Source organism: Bacillus sp. REN3, assembly GCF_017912555.1.
GTDB lineage: Bacteria > Bacillota > Bacilli > Bacillales > Cytobacillaceae > Mesobacillus.
Genome location: NZ_JAERSD010000003.1, coordinates 120903 through 146181 on the forward strand (window position 1 = coordinate 120903; position 25279 = coordinate 146181).

Annotated in this window: 23 protein-coding genes; 15 read left to right on the plus strand and 8 right to left on the minus strand. The window is 49.2% G+C overall.

Annotated elements, in window-relative coordinates:
• Positions 1-46: 46 nt before the first annotated feature.
• Together gerQ and hemQ are read right to left on the minus strand one after the other, a co-directional pair.
• Positions 47-529 carry a spore coat protein GerQ gene (gene gerQ, locus JJQ88_RS03540; RefSeq protein ID WP_210364361.1) on the minus strand — a complete coding sequence of 161 codons (483 nt, stop codon included), beginning with the start codon at positions 527-529 and terminating at the stop codon, positions 47-49.
• A gap of 174 nt (positions 530-703) precedes the next feature.
• Entirely contained in the window at positions 704-1450 is a 747-nt protein-coding gene (gene hemQ, locus JJQ88_RS03545; RefSeq protein WP_210364362.1) for a hydrogen peroxide-dependent heme synthase, read from the minus strand.
• A gap of 244 nt (positions 1451-1694) precedes the next feature.
• On the opposite strand from hemQ, the gene pta reads away from it, so the two are divergent.
• The 3 genes from pta to lipL all read left to right on the plus strand — a co-directional run bounded on the left by pta (position 1695) and on the right by lipL (position 4048).
• Positions 1695-2672, plus strand: coding sequence for a phosphate acetyltransferase (gene pta / locus JJQ88_RS03550; RefSeq protein ID WP_210364363.1), 978 nt, complete (start codon positions 1695-1697; stop codon positions 2670-2672).
• 274 nt (positions 2673-2946) lie between these two features.
• Positions 2947-3156 carry a hypothetical protein gene (locus JJQ88_RS03555; protein ID WP_210364364.1) on the plus strand — a complete coding sequence of 70 codons (210 nt, stop codon included), beginning with the start codon at positions 2947-2949 and terminating at the stop codon, positions 3154-3156.
• A 37-nt stretch (positions 3157-3193) separates the two neighbouring features.
• Positions 3194-4048 carry an octanoyl-[GcvH]:protein N-octanoyltransferase gene (gene lipL / locus JJQ88_RS03560; protein WP_210364365.1) on the plus strand — a complete coding sequence of 285 codons (855 nt, stop codon included), beginning with the start codon at positions 3194-3196 and terminating at the stop codon, positions 4046-4048.
• A 130-nt stretch (positions 4049-4178) separates the two neighbouring features.
• On the opposite strand, the gene JJQ88_RS03565 is transcribed toward lipL, so the two are convergent.
• Positions 4179-4988 (minus strand): RsfA family transcriptional regulator, encoded by an 810-nt coding sequence (locus tag JJQ88_RS03565; protein ID WP_210364366.1) that lies wholly within the window; start codon positions 4986-4988, stop codon positions 4179-4181.
• 581 nt (positions 4989-5569) lie between these two features.
• Between JJQ88_RS03565 and JJQ88_RS03570 the strand changes: the two genes are divergently transcribed.
• The 3 genes from JJQ88_RS03570 (at position 5570) to JJQ88_RS03580 (ending at position 7900) form a co-directional block, all read left to right on the plus strand.
• Positions 5570-5791 carry a YuzB family protein gene (locus tag JJQ88_RS03570; RefSeq protein WP_210364367.1) on the plus strand — a complete coding sequence of 74 codons (222 nt, stop codon included), beginning with the start codon at positions 5570-5572 and terminating at the stop codon, positions 5789-5791.
• A 265-nt stretch (positions 5792-6056) separates the two neighbouring features.
• A complete protein-coding gene (locus tag JJQ88_RS03575) occupies positions 6057-7373 on the plus strand; it encodes an HD domain-containing protein (RefSeq protein WP_210364368.1) in 1317 nt (438 codons plus the stop codon).
• Positions 7374-7393: 20 nt separating this feature from the next.
• A complete protein-coding gene (locus tag JJQ88_RS03580) occupies positions 7394-7900 on the plus strand; it encodes a YwgA family protein (protein WP_210364369.1) in 507 nt (168 codons plus the stop codon).
• Positions 7901-8005: 105 nt separating this feature from the next.
• Here the strand turns inward: JJQ88_RS03580 and JJQ88_RS03585 are convergent, their stop codons facing one another.
• Positions 8006-8191: a 2-hydroxymuconate tautomerase gene (locus JJQ88_RS03585; protein ID WP_210364370.1), complete on the minus strand. Its 186-nt coding sequence runs from the start codon at positions 8189-8191 to the stop codon at positions 8006-8008.
• A gap of 139 nt (positions 8192-8330) precedes the next feature.
• Here JJQ88_RS03585 and JJQ88_RS03590 point away from each other — a divergent pair, with 139 nt between their 5' ends.
• Positions 8331-8990, plus strand: a complete 660-nt coding sequence (locus tag JJQ88_RS03590) for a site-2 protease family protein (protein ID WP_210364371.1) — start codon at positions 8331-8333, stop codon at positions 8988-8990.
• A 13-nt stretch (positions 8991-9003) separates the two neighbouring features.
• The gene (locus tag JJQ88_RS03595; protein WP_210364372.1) at positions 9004-9516 is read left to right on the plus strand and encodes a YwhD family protein; all 513 of its coding nucleotides are present in this window, start codon (positions 9004-9006) and stop codon (positions 9514-9516) included.
• 458 nt (positions 9517-9974) lie between these two features.
• Here the strand turns inward: JJQ88_RS03595 and JJQ88_RS03600 are convergent, their stop codons facing one another.
• Positions 9975-12038, minus strand: a complete 2064-nt coding sequence (locus JJQ88_RS03600) for a transglycosylase domain-containing protein (RefSeq protein ID WP_210364373.1) — start codon at positions 12036-12038, stop codon at positions 9975-9977.
• A gap of 302 nt (positions 12039-12340) precedes the next feature.
• Between JJQ88_RS03600 and speE the strand changes: the two genes are divergently transcribed.
• The 3 genes from speE (at position 12341) to JJQ88_RS03615 (ending at position 16009) form a co-directional block, all read left to right on the plus strand.
• Positions 12341-13168 carry a spermidine synthase gene (speE, locus tag JJQ88_RS03605; RefSeq protein ID WP_210364374.1) on the plus strand — a complete coding sequence of 276 codons (828 nt, stop codon included), beginning with the start codon at positions 12341-12343 and terminating at the stop codon, positions 13166-13168.
• A 406-nt stretch (positions 13169-13574) separates the two neighbouring features.
• A complete protein-coding gene (gene speB, locus JJQ88_RS03610) occupies positions 13575-14447 on the plus strand; it encodes an agmatinase (protein WP_210364375.1) in 873 nt (290 codons plus the stop codon).
• A gap of 242 nt (positions 14448-14689) precedes the next feature.
• Positions 14690-16009, plus strand: a complete 1320-nt coding sequence (locus tag JJQ88_RS03615) for a short-chain fatty acid transporter (protein ID WP_210364376.1) — start codon at positions 14690-14692, stop codon at positions 16007-16009.
• 338 nt (positions 16010-16347) lie between these two features.
• Here the strand turns inward: JJQ88_RS03615 and JJQ88_RS03620 are convergent, their stop codons facing one another.
• Entirely contained in the window at positions 16348-16500 is a 153-nt protein-coding gene (locus JJQ88_RS03620; RefSeq protein ID WP_210364377.1) for a DUF1540 domain-containing protein, read from the minus strand.
• A gap of 180 nt (positions 16501-16680) precedes the next feature.
• Between JJQ88_RS03620 and JJQ88_RS03625 the strand changes: the two genes are divergently transcribed.
• From JJQ88_RS03625 to JJQ88_RS03635, 3 genes are all read left to right on the plus strand, one after another.
• The gene (locus JJQ88_RS03625) at positions 16681-17124 is read left to right on the plus strand and encodes a YwiB family protein (RefSeq protein WP_210364378.1); all 444 of its coding nucleotides are present in this window, start codon (positions 16681-16683) and stop codon (positions 17122-17124) included.
• Positions 17121-18791, plus strand: coding sequence for an arginine--tRNA ligase (argS, locus tag JJQ88_RS03630; RefSeq protein ID WP_210364379.1), 1671 nt, complete (start codon positions 17121-17123; stop codon positions 18789-18791). The genes JJQ88_RS03625 and argS overlap by 4 nt, the downstream gene beginning before the upstream one ends.
• Positions 18792-18992: 201 nt before the next feature.
• Positions 18993-19457: an N-acetyltransferase family protein gene (locus JJQ88_RS03635; protein WP_481748277.1), complete on the plus strand. Its 465-nt coding sequence runs from the start codon at positions 18993-18995 to the stop codon at positions 19455-19457.
• A gap of 387 nt (positions 19458-19844) precedes the next feature.
• On the opposite strand, the gene uvsE is transcribed toward JJQ88_RS03635, so the two are convergent.
• Both uvsE and cls read right to left on the minus strand, forming a co-directional pair.
• Positions 19845-20801 carry a UV DNA damage repair endonuclease UvsE gene (uvsE, locus tag JJQ88_RS03640; protein ID WP_210364380.1) on the minus strand — a complete coding sequence of 319 codons (957 nt, stop codon included), beginning with the start codon at positions 20799-20801 and terminating at the stop codon, positions 19845-19847.
• A 418-nt stretch (positions 20802-21219) separates the two neighbouring features.
• Positions 21220-22419, minus strand: coding sequence for a cardiolipin synthase (gene cls / locus JJQ88_RS03645; protein WP_210364381.1), 1200 nt, complete (start codon positions 22417-22419; stop codon positions 21220-21222).
• 223 nt (positions 22420-22642) lie between these two features.
• Between cls and JJQ88_RS03650 the strand changes: the two genes are divergently transcribed.
• The gene (locus JJQ88_RS03650; protein WP_210364382.1) at positions 22643-24754 is read left to right on the plus strand and encodes a (Fe-S)-binding protein; all 2112 of its coding nucleotides are present in this window, start codon (positions 22643-22645) and stop codon (positions 24752-24754) included.
• The last annotated feature ends 525 nt before the right edge of the window (positions 24755-25279 follow it).

Consider the following 25279-nt stretch of genomic DNA (forward strand, 5'->3'; position numbering starts at 1 on the left):
TTCATTAAATTCAGAATACATTAAAAAAACGGCCGAAGCCGTTTTTTTAACGAGGAGGATAGGTTGCCATCCCGGCGCCTCCGCCGAATGGGTATTCATACTCAATTTCTTCATCGAACGTAATGTAATCGAGGTATACCATTGGCAGCAAATATCTTGTGCCTGTTTGCGGGTCGCTGATGATCAGATGGTCCCTGCCTGCCGCCTCGATGATGCCCTTGAAAATTTTCGCGTTCCACTCTTTGTTGTTTTCGAATGTCATGTACACGGTAGCCAGTTTTCCTTTATTCAGGCGAAGGATGTTTTCAATATATGATTGTTCCGATGGCAGCATTCCGTGAGGATGCGTCCCTAACTGCGCCGGCATCCCCATCGTCCCGCCTGTCTGGACAGGAAGGGGGGGCGGTGTCCCCATTTGCTGGCCCTGGGAATAGCTTCCCGCGCCGCTTTGGCCGCCAGTGACGTTGAAAGGCTGGTACACCTGCGGATAAGTCCTGTAGTTATAGTATGGATAATCGGATTGGGTCATTTTGTTGCCTCCTTAAAAAATATGGAATTCACTGAGGCAATTGCTCACCTCTCTGCATCTAAAATGAAAGGCGTACAAGAGAATCCTCGCTATTCCATACATATGAAGGAAGCTTGAGTTTATGACTGCCGGAACAAAAAAGGCCCAGGCAAAATGAATGCCCAGGCTCTTTGATTAGTTTACATGCAAAAACGCGCCGACACGGTCTTCTTCAAGCAAGTTTCCAACGAAGAATGAGCCAAATTCGCCGTAGCGGGCGCTCACTTCGTCAAAACGCATTTCATATACAAGTTTTTTGAATTGAAGGACGTCATCCGCAAACAGGGTAACACCCCATTCATAATCATCAAAGCCAACGGAACCGGTAATGATTTGCTTTACCTTCCCCGCGTATTGGCGGCCGATCATGCCGTGGCTTCGCATCATGTCGCGGCGGTCTTCCATCGGCAGCATGTACCAGTTGTCGTTGCCCTGGCGGCGCTTGTCCATTGGATAGAAACAGACATGCTTCGCTTTTGGCAGCTCAGGATAGAGGCGGGCAAGGACTTGCGGGTTCTGGTAAGGATCCTCGCCTGCTGGAAGGTAGTTGCTGAGCTCGACGACAGAAACGTAAGAATGGACAGGAATCGTGAATTCAGCCAGTTTCGTCTTGTTGAATTCTGTTTCGATCTCGTTCAGTTCTTCCATGGTAGGCCTCAGGATCATCATCATGAAATCCGCTTTTTGGCCAACGATTGTATAAAGGGCATGGCTGCCATTTTTCTCATTTTGTGTCTTGTTCCATTTTTCCACAAGGCCAAGGAATTCATGGATGGCCGCCTGGCGCTCGTCACTTGAAAGCATCTTCCATGTAGTCCAGTCAACAGTGCGGAAATCATGCAAGCAATACCAGCCATCAAGAGTCTGTGCTGCTTCTGTCATTTCATATCACTCCTAAAAATCATCAATATACCATTACTATAACATAGTTTCTCCCTCCGTCATGTTATTAAAACCAGCAATTGTTTAGGCTTGGTTGAAAAAGGATATTCTGTAAAAGGAATTGCCGAACGTTAAAGATGTGAAAAGATTTACAATAAAAAGAATTCCGGCTGTAAACGGTAACAATCTTGAATTTTGAGGGTGGTAAAGTATCCTAGAAGTATAGACTAAAGGAGGATTCAGCATGAGTGATTTATTTACAGGCTTAAAAGAGAAGCTTAGCGGCCAGAATATGCGGATTGTTTTTCCCGAAGGCCTGGATGAGCGGATTTTGACAGCGGCTGGAAGGCTGGCGGCTGACGGTATCCTGACACCGATTTTGATAGGGAATATCGGTAAAATCCAGGAAAAGGCAAACAATCTTGATGTTTCGCTCGATAAAATCGAAATTTATGATCCGGTGAATTTCGCGATGATGGACGAGCTAGTCGCTTCATTTGTGGAACGGCGAAAAGGCAAAGCGACCGAGGAGCAGGCGCGCGAAATTTTACAGGATGAAAATTATTTCGGAACCATGCTTGTCTACTCGAATAAAGCGGACGGCCTTGTCAGCGGGGCGGCGCATTCCACCGCTGATACAGTAAGGCCAGCACTGCAGATCATCAAGACGAAGGAAGGCGTCCGTAAGACATCCGGTGTCTTCATCATGGTACGTGAGGATGAAAGATATGTGTTTGCTGACTGTGCGATCAATATTTCGCCAGACAGCCAGGACCTTGCGGAAATCGCGATTGAAAGCGCGAAGACTGCGCGGATGTTCGATATCGAGCCGCGCGTGGCGATGCTCAGCTTCTCGACGAAAGGTTCAGCTGTTTCTCCTGAAACGGAAAAAGTGTCAAAAGCAGTCGAAGAGGCAAAGCTTCGTGACCCATTATTGTTCGTCGACGGCGAGTTCCAGTTCGACGCGGCCTTTGTCCCATCCGTAGCGGAGAAAAAAGCGCCGGATTCCCCAATCCAGGGAAATGCGAATGTGTTTGTATTCCCAAGCCTTGAAGCAGGGAACATCGGTTATAAAGTTGCCCAGCGCCTTGGGAACTTTGAAGCGGTCGGTCCAATCCTCCAGGGCTTGAACCGCCCGGTTAACGATCTTTCCCGCGGCTGCAGCGAAGAAGATGTGTACAAGCTTGCCCTGATCACAGCGGCACAGGCGCTGAATCAGTAAGCAAATCTTGATCCAGCCTTGATAGACACGCAGCTTGGAGCGGAAGGCGTGGAAATCCGCAGGCGCGGATCCCAGGTCCTTCGTCGCGTAACCGCCATTGAAGGGGACACGGCATCCCAGTCCGTTTCCAATCAGTAAAAGGAAGCCGGTCGATGTTTTCTATCGATCGGCTTTTTTTGTTGCGGGAATTGTACTCCAGCTCCCCTGCCCCTCGAGACACTTTAGGACCTGCCAAGAGGTCAAGGAAACAATGTGACAAAGGATACGGATGATAGTGCCGACGCAGCTGCAGGATGTAGCGATCTTAGCCGTCCAGCGCTTGTCGGGGCTGAACGGTGCACTTGCGCTTCTTATTTCTTTACATACAAAGGAAAAGATAAGGAGGACGGACCTTTTCAAAAAATTCCAATGGGAAGATACAAGAAGGAACCTTGTTCAATATGGAATCACAGACCAAATAGCTTGCCAATGGGATATGCTATAATAGCAACGGAATTGTTTGTGGAAAAAGGAGAATTGACATGGATGAGGCGCTCAATTTATTGCGTCAGGACAAATGGAGGCTTATAGACCAGTCGGCACTCGGCTCGCATTTTCATGCCCTCCAGTCGTTCGGCACGGATGACACGCTATGCGAGTCGGTTGGTTCGGGCCATGCGCCGGCTACAGCTCGGGCATGGGTACACCATGATACCATCGTCCTCGGAATCCAGGATACACGGCTGCCCTTTCTGCAGGATGGCCTTGATTATCTTGAAGCCTGTGGTTACCAATATATTGTCCGCAATTCTGGTGGACTCGCAGTTGTACTTGATGAAGGGGTATTGAATCTTTCCCTGGTCCTTCCTGAAAAAGAAAAAGGAATCGACATCAACCGCGGCTACGACGCGATGTGGTTTATGATCAAAGAAATGTTTGCGGACTTTGGCAAGGAAATCGAAGCGAAGGAAATTCCGGCCTCATATTGCCCGGGAAGCTATGATCTCAGCATCGATGGCAAGAAGTTCGCGGGAATCTCGCAGCGCCGCCTGAAAAAAGGGGTTGCTGTGCAAGTCTATCTTTGCGTGACAGGCAGCGGCAGCGAGCGTGCTGAATTGATCCGTGAATTTTATGCCCGTGCAATGAAAGGCGTTGAAACGAAATTCAGCTACCCCGATATCCAGCCTGAAGTGATGGCGTCACTTTCAGAGCTGTTCGGCGTCGAGATGACCATCCAGGATGTGATGCTGCGTTTCCTGGAATTCTTGAACGCCAATAGCAGAGAGCTGGCTTCAAGCTACCTTGAAGGAGAGGAAATCGGACTGTTCGACCACTATTACAACCGCTTCATCGAGCGCAATGAAAGATTTTTGGAACAGGCTGCTTCCAGGCAATAGGATATTTCCCGAGAAATGATGGATCGATGGGCATAAAGAAAAGCCGGAATCGAAAGGTTCCGGCTTTTCTTCGAAATGAGGGGTGCTGCCTCTCTCCATCTCCATCTATCTATAGCAATGAGATATCAGGTTACTCTGCTACTTTTTCGAGATTGCCATTGCGGTCCATCTTGAACTTGGTGGCTGAACGCTCTTCTTCCTCGAACAGGGCGAGCTTGCGGGCTCGATTCATGATTTTCAGCAGTGTCTCGTAATCTTCTTGAATAGTTGTCGTGTTCTCTTCCAGGCCTTTTAATTTTTCCTCGAGCTCTTCGTTCTGTTTCCTCAGACTCTCGATTTCACGCTTCAATCTTTCATTCTCGCTCTTGTATACATCGACATGCGATAAGGAGGTATTCAGGCTTTGCAGATAGGCGATCACATGGCCCATCGTCAGCCCTGCTGCAGGCACGGTATGCCTGACCTTAGCTCCCTGGGTATTGGACCCCGCTGCCGGTTCAGCCTTTGTGGCTGTTCCGTTTTCTTCATTGCTGCCATTGACCAGATGTTCCATGTCGGCCATCAGAGCAGCTTCAATCTGGCGGTCATCCTGCTCCAGCACAGACAGGTCGAATGTCTCCGCCGGCAAAGGTGTTTCCAGTGTTTCATCGAGAACAGGCACGGGCGGTGTGTAAAGCAGCTTCTTCTTGCCGCCCTGGTCCTTCCCTAGAATTCTCTGTCTCTGCTTTCTTTGTTTTTTCGCTAGCTGCAGAGCTTTTTCATAGTTATGCCTAACAACCGCATTCCATCTGAAACCGCAGGCGGCTGACGTACGGTCGAGCCTGTCGCCGACCTCTTCGAATGCGTTCAGCTGGGTGCTGCCCTCCCTGACGTGCCGAAGCACGGTTTCGGCCAGCAATAAATCATTTTCTTCTGTCCAGGCATCCTGGCGTACCTTCATACTTCTTCAACTCCCTTTAACCTTTTTGACTATTTGAAAGCTATATTTCAAGCATGTCCTGAAATTGGAAAGGATATACATCACAAAATGGAAGGATAGTAGATTTTTTTGTAGTTTAAGAAAGTATAAATTGTCAGCAAAGAAGTAACTCGGTCGCTGTCGGCCAACTTTAGGAATAAACTATAAGTGCAACTACGCCTCTGTCCCCGCCCTAAGGCTCGCCAGGCGGCGAGTTTTCTTTACATGAATACGTGTTTTTCAAATAAATGGACAAGCCTTGCTGGCTGTTCTGTAACTTGCATTCGTTTCGGAATAGAGGTAAAATACCCTTTAGTCTAAACGAAAAGCGGAAGCGCCTTGGTTAGCTTCGATTGACGGATCATATTGGAAGCGGGAGCTGACAGCATCGCCAGGCTTCCCTTGTACACAGCGACGCCGGCAGATCCTGCCGTTCTTTGATTTTTGCTTGATTGACCAGAGCGCCGGTTTTACGCACTCCGTGTTTCTTCCAGAAGCTTGGCCAGGATGGAAACTGGCGGGACGCGGAAGCTAGACAGTAATTTTAGAAAGGGTTGTCCTAAATGGCAAACGAATTTCGTGTTTGCGACGATTGTCAGGCCGTGAACCTTAAAACATTGATTCCAAAGCTGAAGCAGCTCGATCCCGAGGCGACAGTGGAGATCGGCTGCCAATCCTATTGTGGGCCAGGAAGGAAGAAAACCTTCACATTCGTCAATAATCGGCCGGTCGCAGCATTGACGGAAGACGAACTGATGGAAAAAGTCCAGAAAAAACTCAAGTGAAGTCCAATTCAAATAGATGAAAATCACCTTTAAACCAGTGTTTAAAGGTGATTTTTTTTCCGGCTGCATAAAGAAAGAAACAGGGTGCAGGGACCATGGGAAGGAATAGTGCGGTCAGATCCAGTAATTAATAAACGATTGGGCCAGATGTGGCTGCGGCTCAGCCAGCTACCGATTTTTGTAAGAAATTCGCAGGAATCCGGGATGATTTGGAAGGGCAAACAGGCTATAATAGAATGACAAGAAAAATGGAAGAAGGGGAAAGATGGGATATTCGGAAGAGAAACTATTTGAAGAAAAAGTTTTCAAGGATCCTGTGCACCGGTATGTCCATGTCCGTGACCGGGTGATCTGGGATTTGATCGGGACGAAGGAATTCCAGCGGCTGCGACGGATCAAACAGCTCGGAACGACGTATTTGACCTTCCACGGAGCCGAGCATAGCCGGTTCACCCATTCTCTAGGTGTCTATGAGATTGTCCGCCGGATCATTGATGATGTCTTTGATTCCCGTCCTGAATGGGACAGTGGCGAGCGCCTTCTTTCCATGTGCGCAGCCTTGCTTCACGACCTGGGACATGGACCTTTCTCGCATTCCTTCGAGAAAGTTTTCGATCTTGACCATGAGGACTTCACAAGGGAAATCATCCTCGGCGAGACCGAGGTGAATGAAGTGCTCTCGAAGGTGGCGCCTGATTTTCCGAAGAAGGTTGCCGATGTCATTGAAAAAACATATGGGAACAAGCTTGTCATCAGCCTGATCTCAAGCCAGATCGACGCTGACAGGATGGATTATCTCCAGCGGGATGCCTATTTCACCGGTGTCAGCTACGGCCATTTCGACATGGAACGGATCCTGCGTGTCATGCGGCCGAAAGAGGATCAGGTTGTCATCAAGCAAAGCGGCATGCACGCTGTCGAGGATTACATAATGAGCCGATACCAGATGTACTGGCAGGTCTATTTCCACCCGGTCACGAGGAGTGCCGAGGTCATCTTGTCAAAAATCCTTCATCGGGCAAAGGAGCTTCACGAACGAAGTTATACCTTCAAACATAAACCGCGCCATTTTTATTCGATTTTCGAAGACCGCTTGACACTGCAGGATTACTTGAAGCTGGACGAAGCGGTATTCCTCTATTATTTCCAGAGCTGGGAAGAAGAGAAGGATTCCATCCTCAGTGATTTATGCAGGCGTTTCAATAACCGCCATCTTTTTAAATACGTTGAATTCGACCCTGCCAGGGAATACAAGAAGCTGGCGCAGCTTTCCGTCCTGTTCGAACAAGCAGGGCTTGATCCGGAATATTATCTGGTCGTCGATTCATCATCTGACCTGCCGTATGATTTTTACCGGCCAGGTGAGGAGGAAGAGCGGCTGCCTATCCATTTGCTTAGGAAGGATGGGGAAATCCGGGAGCTTTCAAGGGAGTCGGAAATCGTCGATGCCATTTCAGGCAAGCGGCGGACCGACCATAAGCTTTACTTCCCGGGGGATCTTCTTGAACAAGAAAAGTCCCGTCCGGAAATCCGGCAAATCATGCGAATTCTGGGGCTGAACTTAGACAATGGGACCATTTGATATACAGGAGTTGACGCATTTTGTTAAAAGACCACGCAAAAATCATCCAAGCCATTTCCGTATCTGGAGAAGTGATCGGCAGGAAAAAACTGCAGAAAATGATCTATATCGCAAAGAAGATGGAGTTTCCTTTCCAGGAGAGGTTCCAGTTCCATTTTTACGGTCCGTATTCCGAAGAGCTGACATTGAGGGTCGAGGAGCTTTGCAACATGGGTTTCCTGAACGAAGTAAAAGAGGATAAAGGCGGTTATTCCCAGTACCGCTATACGCTGACAGAAGCAGGGCAGGAATTTCTCGGTGCGAACAGCATCAAGATGCCGAACCTTGGCGACTGCCTGTGCGATATAAACAGCCAGAATGCAAGATTCCTTGAACTCGTATCGACTATTTTGTATTTTGATAATTTGCCAGAAGCGGAAGTCAAGGAGAAAGTGCAGACGGTGAAGAAGAGCCAGCGCTATACAGATGAAGAGATCGAGAACGCATACGCCTACATCGAGAAATTGAAACAAAAAGCCAGGCATTGATTTGCCTGGCTTTCCCGTTTTAAAAATTCCGGTCCCCGGATCAAACAATCCTGGACGGGCCGGAAGTCCCTTGCTCGCAGGATTGGGATCTTTCTGGTTTCGATCCTACTCGTCGCTCAGGCGCTTTCCGGCGACAGCATAATGGTTCTTGGACATTTCCTCGATGAAGACGACGATTTTTTCCTTTGGAGCGCCGGTCGTTTCACTGACTGCTTCTGTCACCTTTTCAGCCAGCGCCTTCTTTTGGTCTTCAGAGCGGCCTTCAAGCATTTTTACCGTTACGTATGGCATGGTTTTGCCTCCTTGTGATGAGATGTATACCTAAGAAGAGTTTTCCATAAATCATGCAATTGTGCAAGCCTTCGGGAGACTCTGCTTTTCACATTGGAATCTGAATGGGTTATACTTTATAAAAAAGAGCAAAAGGGGAATGAATGTGAATTTACCCTATTCGTTAGAAGAAATCCCTTACGTCGCTGCGGCGCTGATGATTGCGTTCGCGGTCCATGAATTCGCGCACGCCTGGGTGGCTTACAAATTCGGGGATCCGACAGCGAAGAGGCAGGGGCGGCTGACGCTGAATCCAATCCAGCACCTTGACCCGCTCGGGACTCTCTTTATTTTCATAGCAGGGTTTGGTTGGGCCCGCCCTGTGCCGGTCAACCGCTTCATGTTCAAGAATCCGAGGCTTGCCGGGGTACTTGTTTCAGTGGCGGGGCCTGTCAGCAACCTGATTCTGGTGCTGCTTGCCTATGCCATCCTGTATAGTTTGGTTGCTGCGGGAGTGACGGCAGGCATTCCTGAATTTGTGATCCATTTCATGGAGATCTTCATCAGCCTCAATGCGATGCTGTTTGTCTTCAATCTTCTGCCCTTCCCGCCGCTTGATGGCTACCGGATCATAGAGGATGTGGCACCGCCGGATATCAGGGCAAAAATGACCCAGTACGAGGCGTATGGATCGATCATCTTTTTGATTCTTGTCATCACGCCCCTTGACCAATACACCATTCATCCCATTTTCAGTACGATCATCCCGGCCCTGCTCCAATTTATCCAGGATATTTTCACCGGGTTGTTTTTAAGCTAAGGAGGTAGTTGGAATGGAAGAGAAAAAAGGAAAGAATATAGGCTTCAACATTATTAAAAATGATCCTATGGATGGCCATAAAGGCTTTGGGAAAGGCGTCCTCACGCTAGATAATGTATCGCCTGTCATCATTGACGTAGAAGCAGGCGAAGCGGTTGTCGATGTCGGGGCGATGCATGCCCGCAGCGTTGTCGAGAAGGGCATCAAGTTCCTACCGGACCGCAATGAAGTTCCGGATGCCAAGCCTTACTGGGTTGTCTGGGTGACAATCGACAGGAAAGAGGAAGGGCCTTATTATGCGGGGGTAACAGCATGCGAAATGACCGTCAACCGTGAAATCCGCAGGGGCTACAAGTCGCTGCCGGAGCATGTGAACTTCCTTGATAAATCCATCAAGCGGAGAATCATTGTCGGCCATATGGATGGAAAATCAAAAGCCATTCTTGCCGATTTCCTGAAAAAACATGACCCGGGAATGTGGGACCGCTCCGAGAATCAGTTGAAGGCGGATTTGGCAGCTGAATAGCCATCTCGCAAATTTGTCTGAATTGTGACATTTTTTTCGTATGACAATATGTGGCTTGCCCACATGGAATAAAAAAAGTAAACTTATAACAGCGTAAAATGCATTTTATGCTAGGACGAGAAAAACCCCGGAAGCTGCTTCCGGGGTTTTTCTTTGGCTATCATAGGGGCGAGCGCCGGCAGGAAGGCGATTTTCTCCTTCAGGCTCTTGAAGGAAGAAGGAGGCTCAGGCGTGGACGCCAATAACCGATACCTGGGTTTTCCTGCTGGGTCCAGCGATTGGAAAAGCAATTGTAGACGCCTGGCTGGGCGTTAGCATCGTCCTCAGGTCCGCGATTTTGCCGGCTTTCTTTCCTGAATGGTGATGTTCATCGTTGACGTGGTGTGGTATGCAGCTGCCGGAACATCCGTCTCAAGCCATCCATTCCGCCTTCCTGCTGATCGCATCAGTGTGCATCGTTACCGTCCGAAAATCCGCTTATACCACGGTTTCTTTTCCTTTTTCTTTTTCTGTTTTTCCTTTTCAGGTTCTTCTTTCCCCAGGTGATCGGTGCAGTATTCGGCCGGTTCGGTGCCGGCAACGAATACGGTCCGCCTTTTAACAGGGCAATTGTCTCCGGCGAGCTTTCCGTTCGCAGGATCAACATTCACCGAAACGGTTCCCTTCGCAGCCTTGAATTTTTTCGCCGGCTCGTTGTCGAGCGCTTTTTCCATAAAATCGAGCCAAATATTTTTCGCGAATGATTTTTCTGCGGTCAGTTCGATCGGCTTCCCTTTATCGTATCCTGTCCAAACGGCGGAAACGAGCTGTGGCGTATAGCCGACCATCCAGCTGTCCGTCTCGGTCGTACCCGATTTCCCTGCATAGGGCCTTGTCATCTTCTTAATCAGCGTGCTGCCGGTAACAGAGGAATAGCCGTTCAGTTTTTTATCGAAAATGCCTGTCAGCATATGCGTCATGACCGATGCGACTTCAGGCTTCAGCACCTGCTCCTTTTCCTGCTCGTGCTCATAGAGGACTTCCCCTTTGTGGTTTTCGACTCTTTTGATCAGGACAGGCGCGACCTTCTTGCCGCCATTGGCGAACAGGCTATAGGCGTTGGCGATCTCGATCACCCTGACGCCGGATGTGCCTAGGGCGAGTGATGGGACCTTCTCCATCGGGGATTGGATCCCGAATCTTTTTGCTGTCCCGATCAGTGCTTCCTCGCCAAGGAATAAATGGGTTTTCACGGCGTACACGTTGTCCGACAGTGCCAGTGCCTGGGCCATCGTGATATCATCGTCCGCGTATTTATTGTTGAAATTGTGCGGTGTATAGGCGGAGCGGCCGTCATCGAACCGGAATGTCGTCAGCTGGCTCTTCATCGTTGTCGAAGGAGTGAAGCCACTTTCAAGAGCCGCGTAATAAAGCAGCGGCTTCAATGTCGACCCTGGCTGCCTGACCGCTTGTATCGCGCGGTTAAATGGGCTTTCCTCATAATTGCGGCCGCCGACAAGCGCCTTCACATGGCCGTTCTTCGGGTTCATCGCGACAAACCCGGCCTGGATTTCGGAATCTGTCGAAATCATCTTGCTGATCGCTTGTTCGGCGATTTCCTGCTGTCCAAGATCAAGGGTTGTAAAAACCCTCAGTCCGCCGAGGGAAACCGTCCTGTCGTCAAACTTCAGCGAATTCTTGAGTGCGCTGCGGACCGCGTCCTGGAAATACGGGGCCTTGCCAAGCTGTCCATGCTGATGCTTGCCGACAAGCTTTAGTTCTTCCATGTAGGCCTGCCTGGCTGCTTTTTCAGCGATGAAGCCATTGGCCTTCATGGTATTCAGTATGGTTTGCTGGCGCTGCTTTGCTTTTTCCATTGAAGCGAATGGAGAATAGACGCCGGGTCCTTTCGGGATACCAGCAAGCATCGAGGCTTCAGCCAGGGACAGTTCATTCGCATCCTTGCCGAAATAATACCGGCTGGCCGCCTGGACGCCGTAGGCTCCATTGCCATAATAAATCGTATTTAAATAGCCTTCGAGGATTTCCTCCTTCGAATAATTCATTTCAAGCCGCAAAGCGTAGAACGCCTCGACTGCTTTCCTTTTCCACGTTTTTTCATGTTCAAGATAAAGGTTGCGCGCGTATTGCTGAGTGATCGTGCTTGCTCCCTGGACCTTCGACATTGCCTTCACATCCGCAAGCGCCGCACCAACAATCCGCTTATAATCAAACCCGCCATGGGAAAAAAAGTTCTTATCCTCGATTGAGACCGTTGCGTCAATAAGGTAGGGAGAGATATCCTTCAGCCCTACCCAGTAGCGCTTCTCGCCTGAATGGCTTTCTCCGATGACCGTCCCATCATCGGCATAATACAGGGTGGATTGGGGAACGGATAGCGCAGGCGGTCCCTGGAGCTTGGCATAGCCGATGACCAGGAAATACATGATCACAGCCAGCGCCAGGCCCGCAAGCCCGAAAAAGAACAAGGCCCGCAAATATTTGATCGTTTTGCGAAAACGCTGGTCAGTCATGAGCTCCATCGTGTTTCCTCCCCAAGAATAGATAGTATCTAGTATGAAAGAAAACCCCTCTTTTTAAACACTAAACATACAAGAATAAAAAATCTCTTGCAATTTTGCTAGATTCAACTATACTTTTTCTGATGTTTGTATTTATGGTGTTGGGGAAGTATAGAAAATGAATATCCGGTCGACACGTCTGAACGGAAAAATTTCAGGAAAGCCTGTTGTTTTCCCTTTGTTTATACGGCTCAGGCCTGCTATTTTTGAAAAATTCAACCACACCATTACGGAAAATTTTTTGCCGAAAGGGAGGAAGGAAAATGGGTCTTTGGTTTACAGAAAAGCAGACAGAAAACTTCGGGATCACGATGAAAGTGAACAAGACGTTACATACAGAGCAAACCGAGTTCCAGAAGCTGGATATGGTAGAAACAGAAGAGTGGGGGAATATGCTGCTGCTTGACGGCATGGTCATGACCTCCATCAAGGACGAGTTCGTGTACCACGAAATGGTGGCGCACGTTCCGTTGTTCACACACCCGAACCCTGAGAAGGTCCTTGTGGTTGGCGGCGGCGACGGCGGCGTCATCCGTGAGGTCCTCAAGCACCCGGGCGTGAAAAAAGCGACTTTGGTCGACATCGACGGAAAAGTCATTGAGTATTCAAAGAAGTTCTTGCCTGAAATCGCCGGCAAGCTTGATGACCCTCGCGTGGAAGTCAAGGTTGGGGATGGATTCATGCATATCGCGGAAAGCGAGAACGAATATGATGTCATCATGGTTGACTCTACTGAACCGGTCGGTCCGGCAGTGAACCTGTTCACAAAAGGCTTTTATGCAGGAATTTCGAAAGCGCTGAAGGAAGACGGCATCTTTGTTGCCCAGTCGGATAACCCTTGGTTCAAGGCTGACTTGATCCGCACTGTCCAGAAGGACGTCAAGGAAATCTTCCCGATCACGCGCCTGTACATTGCGAACATCCCGACATACCCAAGCGGAATGTGGGCATTCACCCTGGGTTCGAAGAAGTATGACCCTCTTGAGGTCAGTGATGATCGCTTCCATGACATTGAGACAAAATACTACACGAAAGAGCTTCACAAGGCTGCTTTCGTCCTCCCTAAGTTCGTAGGCGACCTAGTAAAATAAGATCCGTTTCCAGGGCCCCGGTCCGGCACTCTGCCGCGGCCGGGTTTGCCTGTCTGGCTTCCCGGCCAATAGCGGGCCTTTTAACATGAGGAAATAGTAGAAATAGCTCTTTTCAAAACTACTGTTGTTTTTAATGGAACTTATAAACAAATCGTTGACTGGAACGGAAGGTGCGAGACTCCTTGAAAATGCTAACGCATTTCCTTCGTGTGCAGGTAAATTCGAGGAAGTTTTTAAGTGTCCAGCGGGATGCTGCGGGCCAGGTGAGACCCCGCAAGGGCTAAGCGCTGAAGCTGGACAGGCTCACCACACAGCCCGCGGAAAGCGGGCATCCTGGAGTGCAAGTCAACAACTCCATTATTTGCAACAATGTTTATAAAAGCAGCCTAAAAAAGAGGTGTTAGCAATGCGATTTGACGAAGCCTATTCTGGCAATGTATTTATCGGAAGCCATTCGGATTATCTCGAAAGCAAGGCGGTCCTTTATGGAATGCCAATGGACTGGACCGTAAGTTACCGTCCGGGTTCCCGTTTCGGCCCGACCCGCATCCGCGAGGTGTCGATCGGACTTGAAGAGTATAGCCCATATCTTGATCGTGAAATGGCAGAGTTGAAGTATTTTGACGCTGGCGACATCCCGCTCCCGTTCGGTAATGCGCAAAAGAGCCTGGATTTGATCGAGGAATTCGTCGATAAGCTTTTGGCTGCCGGAAAATTCCCGCTCGGAATGGGCGGGGAGCACCTTGTCTCCTGGCCGGTGATGAAGGCCATGGCGAAGAAATACAAGGACCTTGCCATCATTCATTTTGATGCCCATACAGACTTGCGCGAGCACTACGAAGGCGAACCATTATCGCACTCGACGCCAATCCGCAAGATCGCCGAGCACATCGGCCCAACGAATGTCTATTCTTTCGGCATCCGTTCTGGCATGAAGGAGGAATTCGAGTGGGCAAAGGAAGCAGGCATGCATATTTCCAAATTCGAGGTTCTCGAGCCGCTGAAGGAAATCCTGCCTAAGCTTGCCGGCCGTCCAGTGTACGTCACGATCGATATCGACGTCCTTGACCCAGCCCATGCGCCGGGTACCGGCACAGTCGATGCCGGCGGGATCACCTCAAAGGAACTGCTTGCATCCATCCATGCCATTGCAGGCTCCGAAGTGGAAGTTGTCGGTGCTGATCTTGTCGAAGTTGCGCCAATCTATGATCCTTCTGAAATGACCGCGAACACAGCCAGCAAGATCATTCGAGAGATGCTGCTAGGGTTCGTTAAATAAATATTGTAATAGGATGACCGCCAGAATGTTGTTTGGACCAGTCCCTAAAAACTGGTTGGTCTGGCCCGCCATACGAAAATATGGCCATCATCCGCTGTAAGCCGCTCCTGTCCCGGGGGCGGCTTTTTGGCGTATGTTATGTGTTCTGAAAGACCTAAATGCAGTTCATAAGAAGGAATATTCAGAATAATATAGAAAATATAGTGGTTGCAAGCGTTATTACTACCAAGGAGGTAAAGAGGATGAAAATGTTAGTTTCTTTTTTCAACCGCATCATGCAGCGTTATTTGCCAGATCCGTTTTTGTTTGTCATCATCCTGACCTTTGCAGTATTCGGTCTAGGACTTATTTTTACAGATAGCGGTCCGTACCAGATGGTCCAGCACTGGGGTTCAGGGTTCTGGGGGCTGCTGGTGTTCACGATGCAAATGGTGCTTGTCCTTGTGACCGGGCATGTCCTGGCAAGCAGCCATATTTTTAAAAAGGGACTGGGAGCGCTGGCCGCCCTTGCGAAAACACCTGGACAGGCGATCATTTTTGTCACGGTCGTCTCAATGGCCGCAAGCTTGATCAACTGGGGTTTCGGTCTTGTCATTGGCGCGCTGTTCGCGAAGCAACTCGCAAAGAAGGTCAAGCATGTTGATTACAGGCTGTTAATTGCAAGCGCTTACTCTGGATTCATCGTCTGGCACGGCGGGATTTCCGGTTCGATTCCGCTGACAATCGCGACTGAGGGGCATTTTTCCCAAGACATGATCGGCATCATTCCAACAGACCAGACCATTTTCGCGAGTTTTAACCTCTTCATTATCGCCGTAATGCTGTTCATCCTGCCACTGGTCAACAGGGTGATGATGCCTCCAAAGGACGAAACGATTTCCGTGGATCCGATGATGCTCGATAATGAAACGCCCGCCGCCGCAATCGAACAGGGGGCGCTGACGCCAGCAGAGAAGCTTGAAAACAGCAGGATCGTTTCATTGTTGACTGGTATCTTTGGACTTATTTTCTTATTTTACTATTTCAGCGAGAATGGCTTTAAACTGAACCTCGACATCGTCAATTTCTTGTTCCTGTTCCTTGGCATCCTATTCCATGGGACGCCGAAGCGTTTCCTCGAGGCGGTGGTGAATGCGGTCAAGGGGGCAAGCGGGATCATCATCCAGTTCCCGTTTTATGCGGGGATCATGGGAATGATGACAGCGTCCGGGCTTGCAGCGGTCATGTCGGAGGGCTTCGTATCGATTTCCAATGAGTTCACGTTCCCGTTCTTTACCTTCCTGAGTGCCGGCCTTGTCAATTTCTTCGTTCCTTCAGGCGGCGGTCAATGGGCTGTCCAGGCTCCTGTCATGCTCGAAGCGGCGCAGGCACTGGGCGTTTCCATCCCGAAAACAGCGATGGCCGTTGCCTGGGGCGATGCCTGGACCAACCTGATCCAGCCATTCTGGGCATTGCCGGCCCTTGCCATTGCCGGATTGAAAGCAAAGGATATCATGGGGTACTGCGTGCTGACACTGATCGTCAGCGGCGTAGTGATTTCGGCTGGTATGCTATTTTTCTAGAACGGCAAGAAACTGGGGGACGCTTGCCTTGATATCCGTTTTACGGGGAACGTTCCCTTCGTCTTTGATACCCGGTTCGCCGGGAAATGATCAACATGGAATTAGGCAACTGTTTTTTCGAACTGGACAAAATCCTGCTGAATTTCAAGTTTGAGAGATTCCGACAATTTTCTGCTTGATTCCAGCAAAAGATCGTGGAAATCAAGCAGTCTTTTTGCGGGAATTCGACAAGCTTCCGCGGAATCATGAACCTGCTGGGCCCTAAAACAGCCACCACTATCGAATAACCGAAAAAACTGGACGGCATCATGCCGTCCAGCCTTCAAACTTCCACTCTATCATCTTTCCTCGAACGTTTTGCACGCAGTTTCTTCAACATTAGCAGCTACTTTTCCAGTTTGGGCAATGACATAAATGGAATCCGCGACGCAATCATCGCCTTCTGCCCAATATTTGCAGTTCTTCACATCGCATTTCACTTCGATTTTCATGGAAGGCTCCTCCTAAGTTAAAAGATTTAGTAGCCTTTACCCGTTTTCAGACAGATTATTCCTCTGAGCTGGATCCTGACTTGAAGTTTCATGGGGGAATATTTATAATTATAAAGTTATAATAGATTTGAAGCGGAAAGCAGCCAGGATAATCTGATTTTAAAAAAGGACGTGTTATCGGTGCCGATTGGAGCTTCTGAACAGATTCCTGTCAAGGTGACGGTCACGACGGCCATTTACAGCGGCATGGAGAAGGAAACTTTTGAATTGACCACATTTGGCCGATACTATAAAAAAGCGGACAGTTCATACCTCCAGTATGAAGAAACAATGGAGGAGGGAGAGGTCCGGACGACTGTGAAAATAACAGGAAATGAGGTGCTGATCTTAAGGAACGGCGCGATTGGGATGAGGCTTCATTTTTTGTTGGATAAAAAGACCCCTGGAAATTACAAGACACCGTATGGAGTGCTGGAAACCTCTGCCCTCGCCAAACGGATTGATGCGAATCATAATGAACAGAGCCAGGAAGGCCATGTAGACTTGCTGTATGATATGCAAATCCAGGGTTCTGACGCAGGTACATATCATTTGACGATCAAATATAAGGAGGAAGGCAAATGAATATAGTTGAACAGGTGCAATTGAAGCTGAAGGAAGAGATCAAGCAGGCGATCCTGAAGGCGGAACTGGCAGAGGAAGCCGAAATCCCTGATGTCATCCTCGAAACGCCGAAGGAGAAGGCGCACGGCGATTACTCGACAAATATGGCGATGCAGCTTGCGCGTATCGCCAAGAAGGCTCCTCGGCAAATTGCAGAGCAGCTCATCAGGAATTTTGATAAAACGAAGGCATCGATCGAGAAAATGGAGATCGCAGGGCCTGGCTTCATCAATTTTTACATGGATAACAGCTATTTGACGGACTTGATTCCTTCCATCCTTGAAGCAGGCGAAAAGTATGGGGAATCGAAGGTTGGCAACGGCCAGAAGATCCAGGTTGAGTTTGTTTCGGCCAATCCGACCGGCGATCTCCACCTCGGACACGCCCGCGGTGCGGCTGTCGGAGACTCTTTATGCAATGTACTTGCGAAGGCAGGCTACGATGTTTCGCGTGAATACTATATCAATGACGCCGGCAATCAGATCAATAATCTTGCCTTGTCCGTCGAGGCCCGTTACTTTCAGGCGCTTGGCATCGACAAGCCAATGCCAGAAGATGGCTATCACGGCGCGGATATCATCGGGATCGGCCAGAAGCTTGCCGACGAATTCGGCGACAAATTTGTCCATGTGCCGGACGAGGAACGTTTCGATACGTTCCGCCAATACGGCTTGGAATACGAAATGGAAAAGCTTAAGCAGGATCTCGAGAACTTCCGTGTGACATTCGATGTGTGGTATTCAGAGACTTCACTCTACAAGAATGGGAAAATCGATGTGGCCCTGGACAGGCTCCGCGAAAACGGCCATATCTATGAACAGGACGGCGCGACATGGTTCCGCTCGACTGAGCTTGGGGATGACAAAGACCGTGTGCTGATCAAGCAGGATGGCACTTACACATATTTGACGCCGGATATCGCTTACCATAAGGACAAGCTGGAGCGCGGATTCGAAAAGCTGATCAATATCTGGGGGGCTGACCACCACGGTTATATACCTAGGATGAAAGCGGCGATCGAAGCGCTCGGCTATGACCGTGACACGCTTGAAGTCGAAATCATCCAGCTCGTCCACCTGTATAAGAACGGCGAGAAAATGAAGATGAGCAAGCGCACAGGCAAGGCAGTGACGATGCGTGACCTGATCGATGAAGTCGGCCTGGATGGAGTCCGCTATTTCTTCGCGATGAGAAGCTCTGATACGCATATGGACTTCGACCTTGACCTCGCTGTATCGCAGTCTAACGAAAACCCGGTCTATTACGCGCAATACGCGCATGCACGGATTTCCAGCATCCTCCGCCAGGCTGCAGAGCAAGGCTTGGTTTTTGACGAGGGAGCTGATTTCAAGCTGATCCAGTCCGAGAAGGAAATCGATCTGCTGAAGAAGCTTGGCGAATTCCCGCTGGCAGTTGCGGAAGCGGCGCAGAAACGGATGCCGCATCGCATCACCCACTATATTTTCGAACTTGCGTCTGTTTTCCACAGTTTTTACAATGCGGAAAAAGTGCTTGATATGGACAACAAGGAAAGGACTGCAGCCCGCCTGTCACTGATCAAGACGGTCCAGATCACATTGAAGAACGCCCTGGCGCTGATTGGTGTATCCGCTCCGGAAAAAATGTGATAAAGAAGCTGAGTCTTAAGCAATAAAAAACAAACCTGAAAAGGCCAAATCCGCTGGATTTGGCCTTTTGATATTCCCGGGGTTACCGCCGCAGAATATAAGTAATTCTTATTGTTTATCATAAGATTATTATGATTTACTTATGCCTGCCAGTGCAGTAGCATTTAAGTGATCCAGCTATCCAAAAAAAGGGAGGAAACCATGTTGAATGCCGAGATCCAATTTAGGGAAGCAGCTGAACAGGATTTGGATAAGATTGTTGGAATGCTTGCTGATGATGAGTTGGGAAGGAAGCGAGAGCGGCATGAACAGCCTCTGCCGGAAAGCTACAAAAAGGCCTTCCTGGCGATCTCCTCTGATCCCAATAATGAACTGGTAGTGGCTTATCAAGGAGATGAAGTGATAGGTGTACAGCAAATCACCTTTACGCCTTATCTGACACATCAAGGCGGTTGGCGGGCTACTATTGAAGGTGTTAGAATCTCTTCTTCTTTTCGCGGCAAGGGGTTGGGGACCGAAATGATCAATTATGGAATCCGGCGTGCAAAAGAACGAGGCTGCCATCTTGTCCAGCTTACAACAGATAAAAAAAGAGAAGATGCATTGCGATTTTATGAGCAGTTAGGCTTTAAAGCAACGCATGAGGGATTGAAAATGAAACTGTGATGACCTTAAGGATGGCTGTTCTTTAAAAGATTTGTCGTTTTCTGGACCATTCTAAGAGGAACAAACAGTTTGAAAAGGTTCATTGGAACGGAAGGTGCGAGACTCCCCGGCAATGCTAAGGCATTTTGAATTCACGGAAGCTTATTCAGTACCCCGCGGGAATGTTAAGACCCCACAGGCGTGGAGTTCAATTCACCTAAAGCGGAATGCAAGCAACCTGGAGTGAACTCAACCATTTATTTGATAAAAGCAGCGAAGTTTTCGAAAACAGCCTATCTTAAAGGTTCAAAAACGCTCGACTTTAGCCAAGCGTTTTTGATTTCCGTTTTTGGGTGGACCGCTTGATGCGGAAGGGCAGGATCGCGTTCATGCGAGGAAGGGACACGCTTACCTCCACTCCAGCGCCGCACCGCCGATCCGCTTTACGCCGCGGATTGTCGCCAGTTCTCCGACGAGTGCAAGCATGGCCTTGTCCTTTGCTTTCGCCTCAATCATGATATCGACGTCCTGCCCGATTTCGCGCAGGATGCTGAGCAGGGGCGTGATGAACCCGGGATCGACGTGATCGGCATGGGAGCGGTAGGCAGCTTCCGATTTTGGTGACGATAGATGGATTTTTGGATTCCATCCAGTCCGTTCCCATGTCCTGAAGCCCGCCCGAAGAATTTCTTCCAGCGGCTCCGCGCAAAGGTTCGCCATGTGATGATGATAATCGAACATGAACGGCACACCCTCGTTCAGGCAGGCTGCGAGCGTTTCCGCAGAATTGTAGGTTTTGTCGTCGTTTTCCAGTGTGGTGATGTTTTTGATCTTCCCTGGGATCCTTGAAAAGTTTTCATGGAACCGGAGGATCGTTTCCTCTTTGTTCCCGTATGCTCCGCCAATGTGGATGTTGATGAGCGCTTCTTCTTCGAGCCCCATCGCCTCGAGCATGCGATAATGATATTCCATATCAAGGAGGGCATTCACCGTGACTTCATCCCGCGGCGATGTGAACAGCGTGAATTGATTCGGGTGGAAGCTTGTCCTGATCCTGTGTTTTTTTACGAGCGACCCAAGTTCTTGCCACTTTTCCCGGAACGGCGTAACAAAATCCCACATTACTTCTGGGTGTGTCGCAAGCGGGACAATCGAACTCGAAAAGCGGTAAAGCGGTATGCCATGTGCGATATTGTAATGAATCATCCTCTCGGTGTTCACAAGATTCTGGTGTGTAACCGAAAGCAGCTTTTCCCTGCGCCCATCCTCCGTCAGCTGTCCGTAACGCGCAAAGGTCAGAGCTTTCGAAGGGGAAGCGTCCCATAAACTGATGGCGGTGGAAACATAGCCAAACCGAATGATCATATTGAAACTCCTTTTGCTGCGAAGCACCCATCTTTTCATTGAAAGGCTATGTCAGATTTGGTTGTTGATTTCCACTCCAGGCCGTTCGATGGACAGGAAGCCCTAGTGCCGACGTTGCCGCAGGACGCGGCGGTTTTTAGTCGGCCGCTTTCCGCGGGCGAGCCCTCCACTCCAACCAACAGGTATTAAAAATCTTTAACATAGCCTATTGAAAAACTAAAACAGGCGCTTCGAATATTGAACGATTCCTTGGAATTATTAGCCAATCCGTCCGAAAGGGAAGAAACGGGCTCGTCCCAAGCTTGCCAAAGACGGGCCGTTCCGGATTCCTGTTGATTCAAGCCCCATTTTGCCGCGCGATCCGCGGGAAGGAGAAGGGAAACTCCCTCCAGGAACCAGGAACCCGGTACGAGCATGGCTATAAAAAATAGGAAATCGTCTTTGCGGCAGTTTCCTTGATTGAAAGCAGCAGGCTGACAGGGCTCAGGTCCTTAAGTGAAGCCTGTCTGGAATCCAGCAGGTCCTCGGCAATGACCTGCCTTGTTTTTTTGATGAAAGCAGGGTCGTAAACCATACAGTTCAGCTCATCATTCAAGAACATGCTTCTTTTATCGAAATTGGCTGTCCCGATGTCACAGATCTGATCATCCACAATCAGTACCTTGGCGTGGTAAAATCCTTTTAAATATTGATAGACATCTGCGCCGTCTTTTAACAGCGTCCGTAAATACGGGTGGGATGCTTCCTTTACAAGGATATGGTCAGCCTTTAGTGGGACAAGGATTGTGACCGCAACGCCCCTTTTGATGGCAGCGCGCAAAAGTGAAAAGACTTTGCGGCTTGGGATGAAATAGGGGGAACCGATGAGGATGGATGTCCGGGACCGTTCGATGAGATCGGAAATCAATTTCTCAAGCATCGTTCCTTCAGTCGGTATGAGCTGATGCCGGGACGCCCCTTTTTCCACCACTGGGAAGTAGGCCGTATTGTGCAGCAGATTGATTTTAGCGGCACGGCGCCAGTCGCTAAGGAATTCAATCTGCAGGTCCCGAACACCCTCCCCCTTCATTTTCAGATGGTAATCGCGCCAGGGAGAGAGCTTCTTGTCCTGGTCGTTGTACTCTTTCCCGATGTTGAAGCCGCCAAGGTAACCGGTATGCCCGTCGATGACGGTGATTTTCCGGTGGTTCCGCACCTGCGAGGAATAAAACAGGAATGGGAGTCTTGGTGTGTTGGAATAGGCAAATGCCACCCCGGATGCCTTCAATGCTTTGATTGTTTTCCGCTTCAGCCCGCTCCCGACCCAGTCGACAAGCAGCCGGACTTCCACGCCTTCCTGTGCTTTCTTTTTCAAAAGTTCAAGGAACTCCTGGCTTATTTTATCATTCTTGATGATGTAAAACAGAATATGAATGTGCTGCTTCGCTTGTTTAATCTCGGAAAAAAGGTCAGCGAATAAATCCGGGCCTCTCGTTATAAGCTCCATATCGCTTTTCCTGGCCGGAAAATGATTTTTGCTCATCTTCTTCAAGTGCTGGGCCCTGCCGAGGAAGAAGTCAGCAGGAACCCACACTGCGAACACTGCGGCAATCCAAAAAACAATCCATCCAAAATCCATCGCGATCCGGCTCCTTGTCTCTGATATTTCTGTTTATTTTTGCCGAAATCGCCGCTTATATGTTTCCTTCCTGAAAAACTTGAATCATAAACAATTTTCAGAAATGAAAGGAAATGAGTTGACTGAATGCTCATTCATTATATAATGGAAACAAGGGTATATTCTGAAAATTTAATTGGTTAGAAATTTTCATCCAACAACCACATCGAAAGGGGTAAAGTTTATGAACGGTCTGCTATGGATCAACCTCATCGCGTTCTTGCTTGTAACCGTTTACGCAATCAGTTTGTTCGTGTATGTGGTAAAGACAAGAATCGAATTCATCAAGCTTGGCAAGAAATCTGAGTTTGATGATGATGTCAAAGATCGGCTCAGAAGGATCTGGGTCCACGTTTTTGGCCAGAAAAGGCTTTTGAAGGACAAAAAGAGCGGAATCATCCACGTTATGTTTTTTTATGGATTCATCCTCGTGCAATTCGGGGCAATCGATTTTATCTGGAAAGGCTTGAAGCCGGGCTCGCATCTGCCGCTCGGACCGCTGTATCCAGGCTTCACATTTTTCCAGGAAATCGTGACCTTGCTGATCCTCGTCGCAGTTGTCTGGGCATTTTACCGCCGCTATGTCGAGAAGCTTGTCCGCCTGAAGCGCGGCTTCAAAAATGGACTAGTATTGCTGTTCATCGGCGGGCTGATGCTATCCGTGCTGCTCGGAAATGGGATGAACATGATCTGGCACGGACATGATGGAACCTGGACCGAACCGGTAGCGTCCATGATCGCTGCGGCTTTCAGCGGGATTGGCGGGACAGCGGCCATCGTCATTTTCTTCATCGCATGGTGGATCCATTTGCTGTTCCTGCTCGCATTCCTTGTGTATGTACCGCAGTCCAAGCATGCGCACTTGATAGCCGGCCCAGCCAATGTGTATTTGACAAAAGTTGATTCACCAGGAAAAATCACGAAGATTGATTTTGAGGACGAAACGCAGGAAACGTTCGGTGCCGGAAAGATTACCGACTTCTCGCATGAACAAATGATCGACTTCTACGCTTGCGTCGAGTGCGGCCGCTGCACGAATATGTGCCCGGCAACCGGCACAGGGAAAATGCTGTCACCGATGGACTTGATCGTCAAGCTCCGCGACCACCTGACTCTCCATGGCGCAGCTGTGACGCACAAGCAGCCGTGGGTGCCGACATTCGCTTTCTCCAACACGAAGGGGAACCAAATCGCGCTTGCGGCAGCCGGCAAAGGCGCGGAGGAATCCGCTGCGGCGCTTGCCTATAATCCAAGCATGATCGGCGATGTCATCACCGAAGAGGAAATCTGGGCCTGCACAACCTGCCGCAACTGTGAAGACCAATGTCCGGTCATGAATGAGCATGTTGACAAAATCATCGACCTGCGCCGCTATCTTGTCCTGACCGAAGGAAAAATGGACGCTGACGCCCAGCGCGCGATGACAAACATCGAACGCCAGGGAAATCCATGGGGCTTGAACCGGAAAGAAAAAGAAAACTGGCGCGAGCTTCGTGACGATGTGGTCGTCCCGACGGTTAAAGAACTGAAAAAAGCCGATGAGGAATTTGAATACTTGTTCTGGGTCGGCGCTATGGGTTCATTCGATAACCGCAGCCAGAAGATTGCCCTTTCATTCGCCAAGCTGATGAATGAAGCAGGCGTCAAATTCGCCATCCTTGGCAACAAGGAAAAGAACTCCGGCGATACGCCGCGCCGGCTGGGCAATGAGTTCCTGTTCCAGGAGCTGGCAACAAAGAACATTGAAGAATTCGAAAAAAATGACGTGAAGAAGATCGTGACGATCGATCCTCACGCCTACAATATCTTTAAGAACGAGTACCCTGACTTTGGCCTTGAAGCAGAGGTTTACCACCATACAGAGCTTCTTGCCAAGCTGATCGAGGAAGGAAGGCTTGTGCCGAAGCACGCAATCAACGAAACGATCACCTTCCACGATTCATGCTACCTTGGAAGGTACAATGAAGTGTATGACGCACCGCGTGAAATCCTCAAGGCGATTCCGGGAGTCGACTTGAAGGAAATGGAACGCAATCACGACACGGCGATGTGCTGCGGCGCAGGCGGAGGCTTGATGTGGATGGAGGAAGAAACCGGCCACCGGATCAACGTTGCCAGGACAGAACAGGCGCTTGCCGTCAGCCCTTCCGTCATCAGCTCAGGCTGCCCTTACTGCCTGACCATGCTGTCAGACGGAACAAAGGCAAAAGAAGTAGAAGACAGCGTTGATACACTCGACGTAGCCGAGCTGCTCGAAAAATCCGTCTTCGGTGAACTGAAACCGATTGTGTCTTAATTAAAGGCAAATGATGATTTTTGAAACATCGTTGATTGGAGTGGAGGGCGGTGACTCCTGCGGGAGAAGCGCGTCCAAGTGAAGCCCCGCAGGAGCGAAGCGACGAGGAGGCTCACGGACCGTCCGCGGAAAGCGGCCGACTAAAACCGCCGCGTCCTGCGGCAACGTCGGCACTAGGTCTTCCTGTCCGTCGTCCGCCCGGAACGGAAATCAACAATTTCGGTCACAAAGCCTAATAATAAGAACGTATAACCCATATAGTAGAAATTGATCCACAACAAAAAATTCAATCAATATATTTGAATTTTGAGTAAAGTGTTTCAATTTCTACTATTTTTAAAGTAAAATGAAATACAGAGGTAAAGCGTTTACATTTTTGGACAGGTGGATTAAGCGAACAGGGAACACGCTCACGGAACTTAAAGGAATGCTGTCGATTCATTGCGGAAGCATAATCGGTCTTCTTTTTTCGCCTGTTTTCGAGCGAGCGTTCAGTCGTTTTCGGGAGATGTTTTCACTAAAAGG

Bases quoted from the DNA above. Each gene is read 5' to 3' on its own strand.
- JJQ88_RS03615 (WP_210364376.1), top strand. From the start codon at position 14,690: ATGAAAATGTTAGTTTCTTTTTTCAACCGCATCATGCAGCGTTATTTG.
- JJQ88_RS03590 (WP_210364371.1), top strand. From the start codon at position 8,331: ATGAATGTGAATTTACCCTATTCGTTAGAAGAAATCCCTTACGTCGCT.
- JJQ88_RS03570 (WP_210364367.1), top strand. From the start codon at position 5,570: ATGGCAAACGAATTTCGTGTTTGCGACGATTGTCAGGCCGTGAACCTT.
- uvsE (WP_210364380.1), bottom strand. From the start codon at position 20,801: ATGATCATTCGGTTTGGCTATGTTTCCACCGCCATCAGTTTATGGGAC.
- JJQ88_RS03565 (WP_210364366.1), bottom strand. From the start codon at position 4,988: ATGAAGGTACGCCAGGATGCCTGGACAGAAGAAAATGATTTATTGCTG.
- speB (WP_210364375.1), top strand. From the start codon at position 13,575: ATGCGATTTGACGAAGCCTATTCTGGCAATGTATTTATCGGAAGCCAT.
- JJQ88_RS03585 (WP_210364370.1), bottom strand. From the start codon at position 8,191: ATGCCATACGTAACGGTAAAAATGCTTGAAGGCCGCTCTGAAGACCAA.
- hemQ (WP_210364362.1), bottom strand. From the start codon at position 1,450: ATGACAGAAGCAGCACAGACTCTTGATGGCTGGTATTGCTTGCATGAT.
- speE (WP_210364374.1), top strand. From the start codon at position 12,341: ATGGGTCTTTGGTTTACAGAAAAGCAGACAGAAAACTTCGGGATCACG.
- lipL (WP_210364365.1), top strand. From the start codon at position 3,194: ATGGATGAGGCGCTCAATTTATTGCGTCAGGACAAATGGAGGCTTATA.
- gerQ (WP_210364361.1), bottom strand. From the start codon at position 529: ATGACCCAATCCGATTATCCATACTATAACTACAGGACTTATCCGCAG.
- JJQ88_RS03595 (WP_210364372.1), top strand. From the start codon at position 9,004: ATGGAAGAGAAAAAAGGAAAGAATATAGGCTTCAACATTATTAAAAAT.
- JJQ88_RS03635 (WP_481748277.1), top strand. From the start codon at position 18,993: ATGTTGAATGCCGAGATCCAATTTAGGGAAGCAGCTGAACAGGATTTG.
- JJQ88_RS03600 (WP_210364373.1), bottom strand. From the start codon at position 12,038: ATGGAGCTCATGACTGACCAGCGTTTTCGCAAAACGATCAAATATTTG.
- pta (WP_210364363.1), top strand. From the start codon at position 1,695: ATGAGTGATTTATTTACAGGCTTAAAAGAGAAGCTTAGCGGCCAGAAT.
- JJQ88_RS03620 (WP_210364377.1), bottom strand. From the start codon at position 16,500: ATGAAAATCGAAGTGAAATGCGATGTGAAGAACTGCAAATATTGGGCA.
- JJQ88_RS03650 (WP_210364382.1), top strand. From the start codon at position 22,643: ATGAACGGTCTGCTATGGATCAACCTCATCGCGTTCTTGCTTGTAACC.
- cls (WP_210364381.1), bottom strand. From the start codon at position 22,419: ATGGATTTTGGATGGATTGTTTTTTGGATTGCCGCAGTGTTCGCAGTG.
- argS (WP_210364379.1), top strand. From the start codon at position 17,121: ATGAATATAGTTGAACAGGTGCAATTGAAGCTGAAGGAAGAGATCAAG.
- JJQ88_RS03575 (WP_210364368.1), top strand. From the start codon at position 6,057: ATGGGATATTCGGAAGAGAAACTATTTGAAGAAAAAGTTTTCAAGGAT.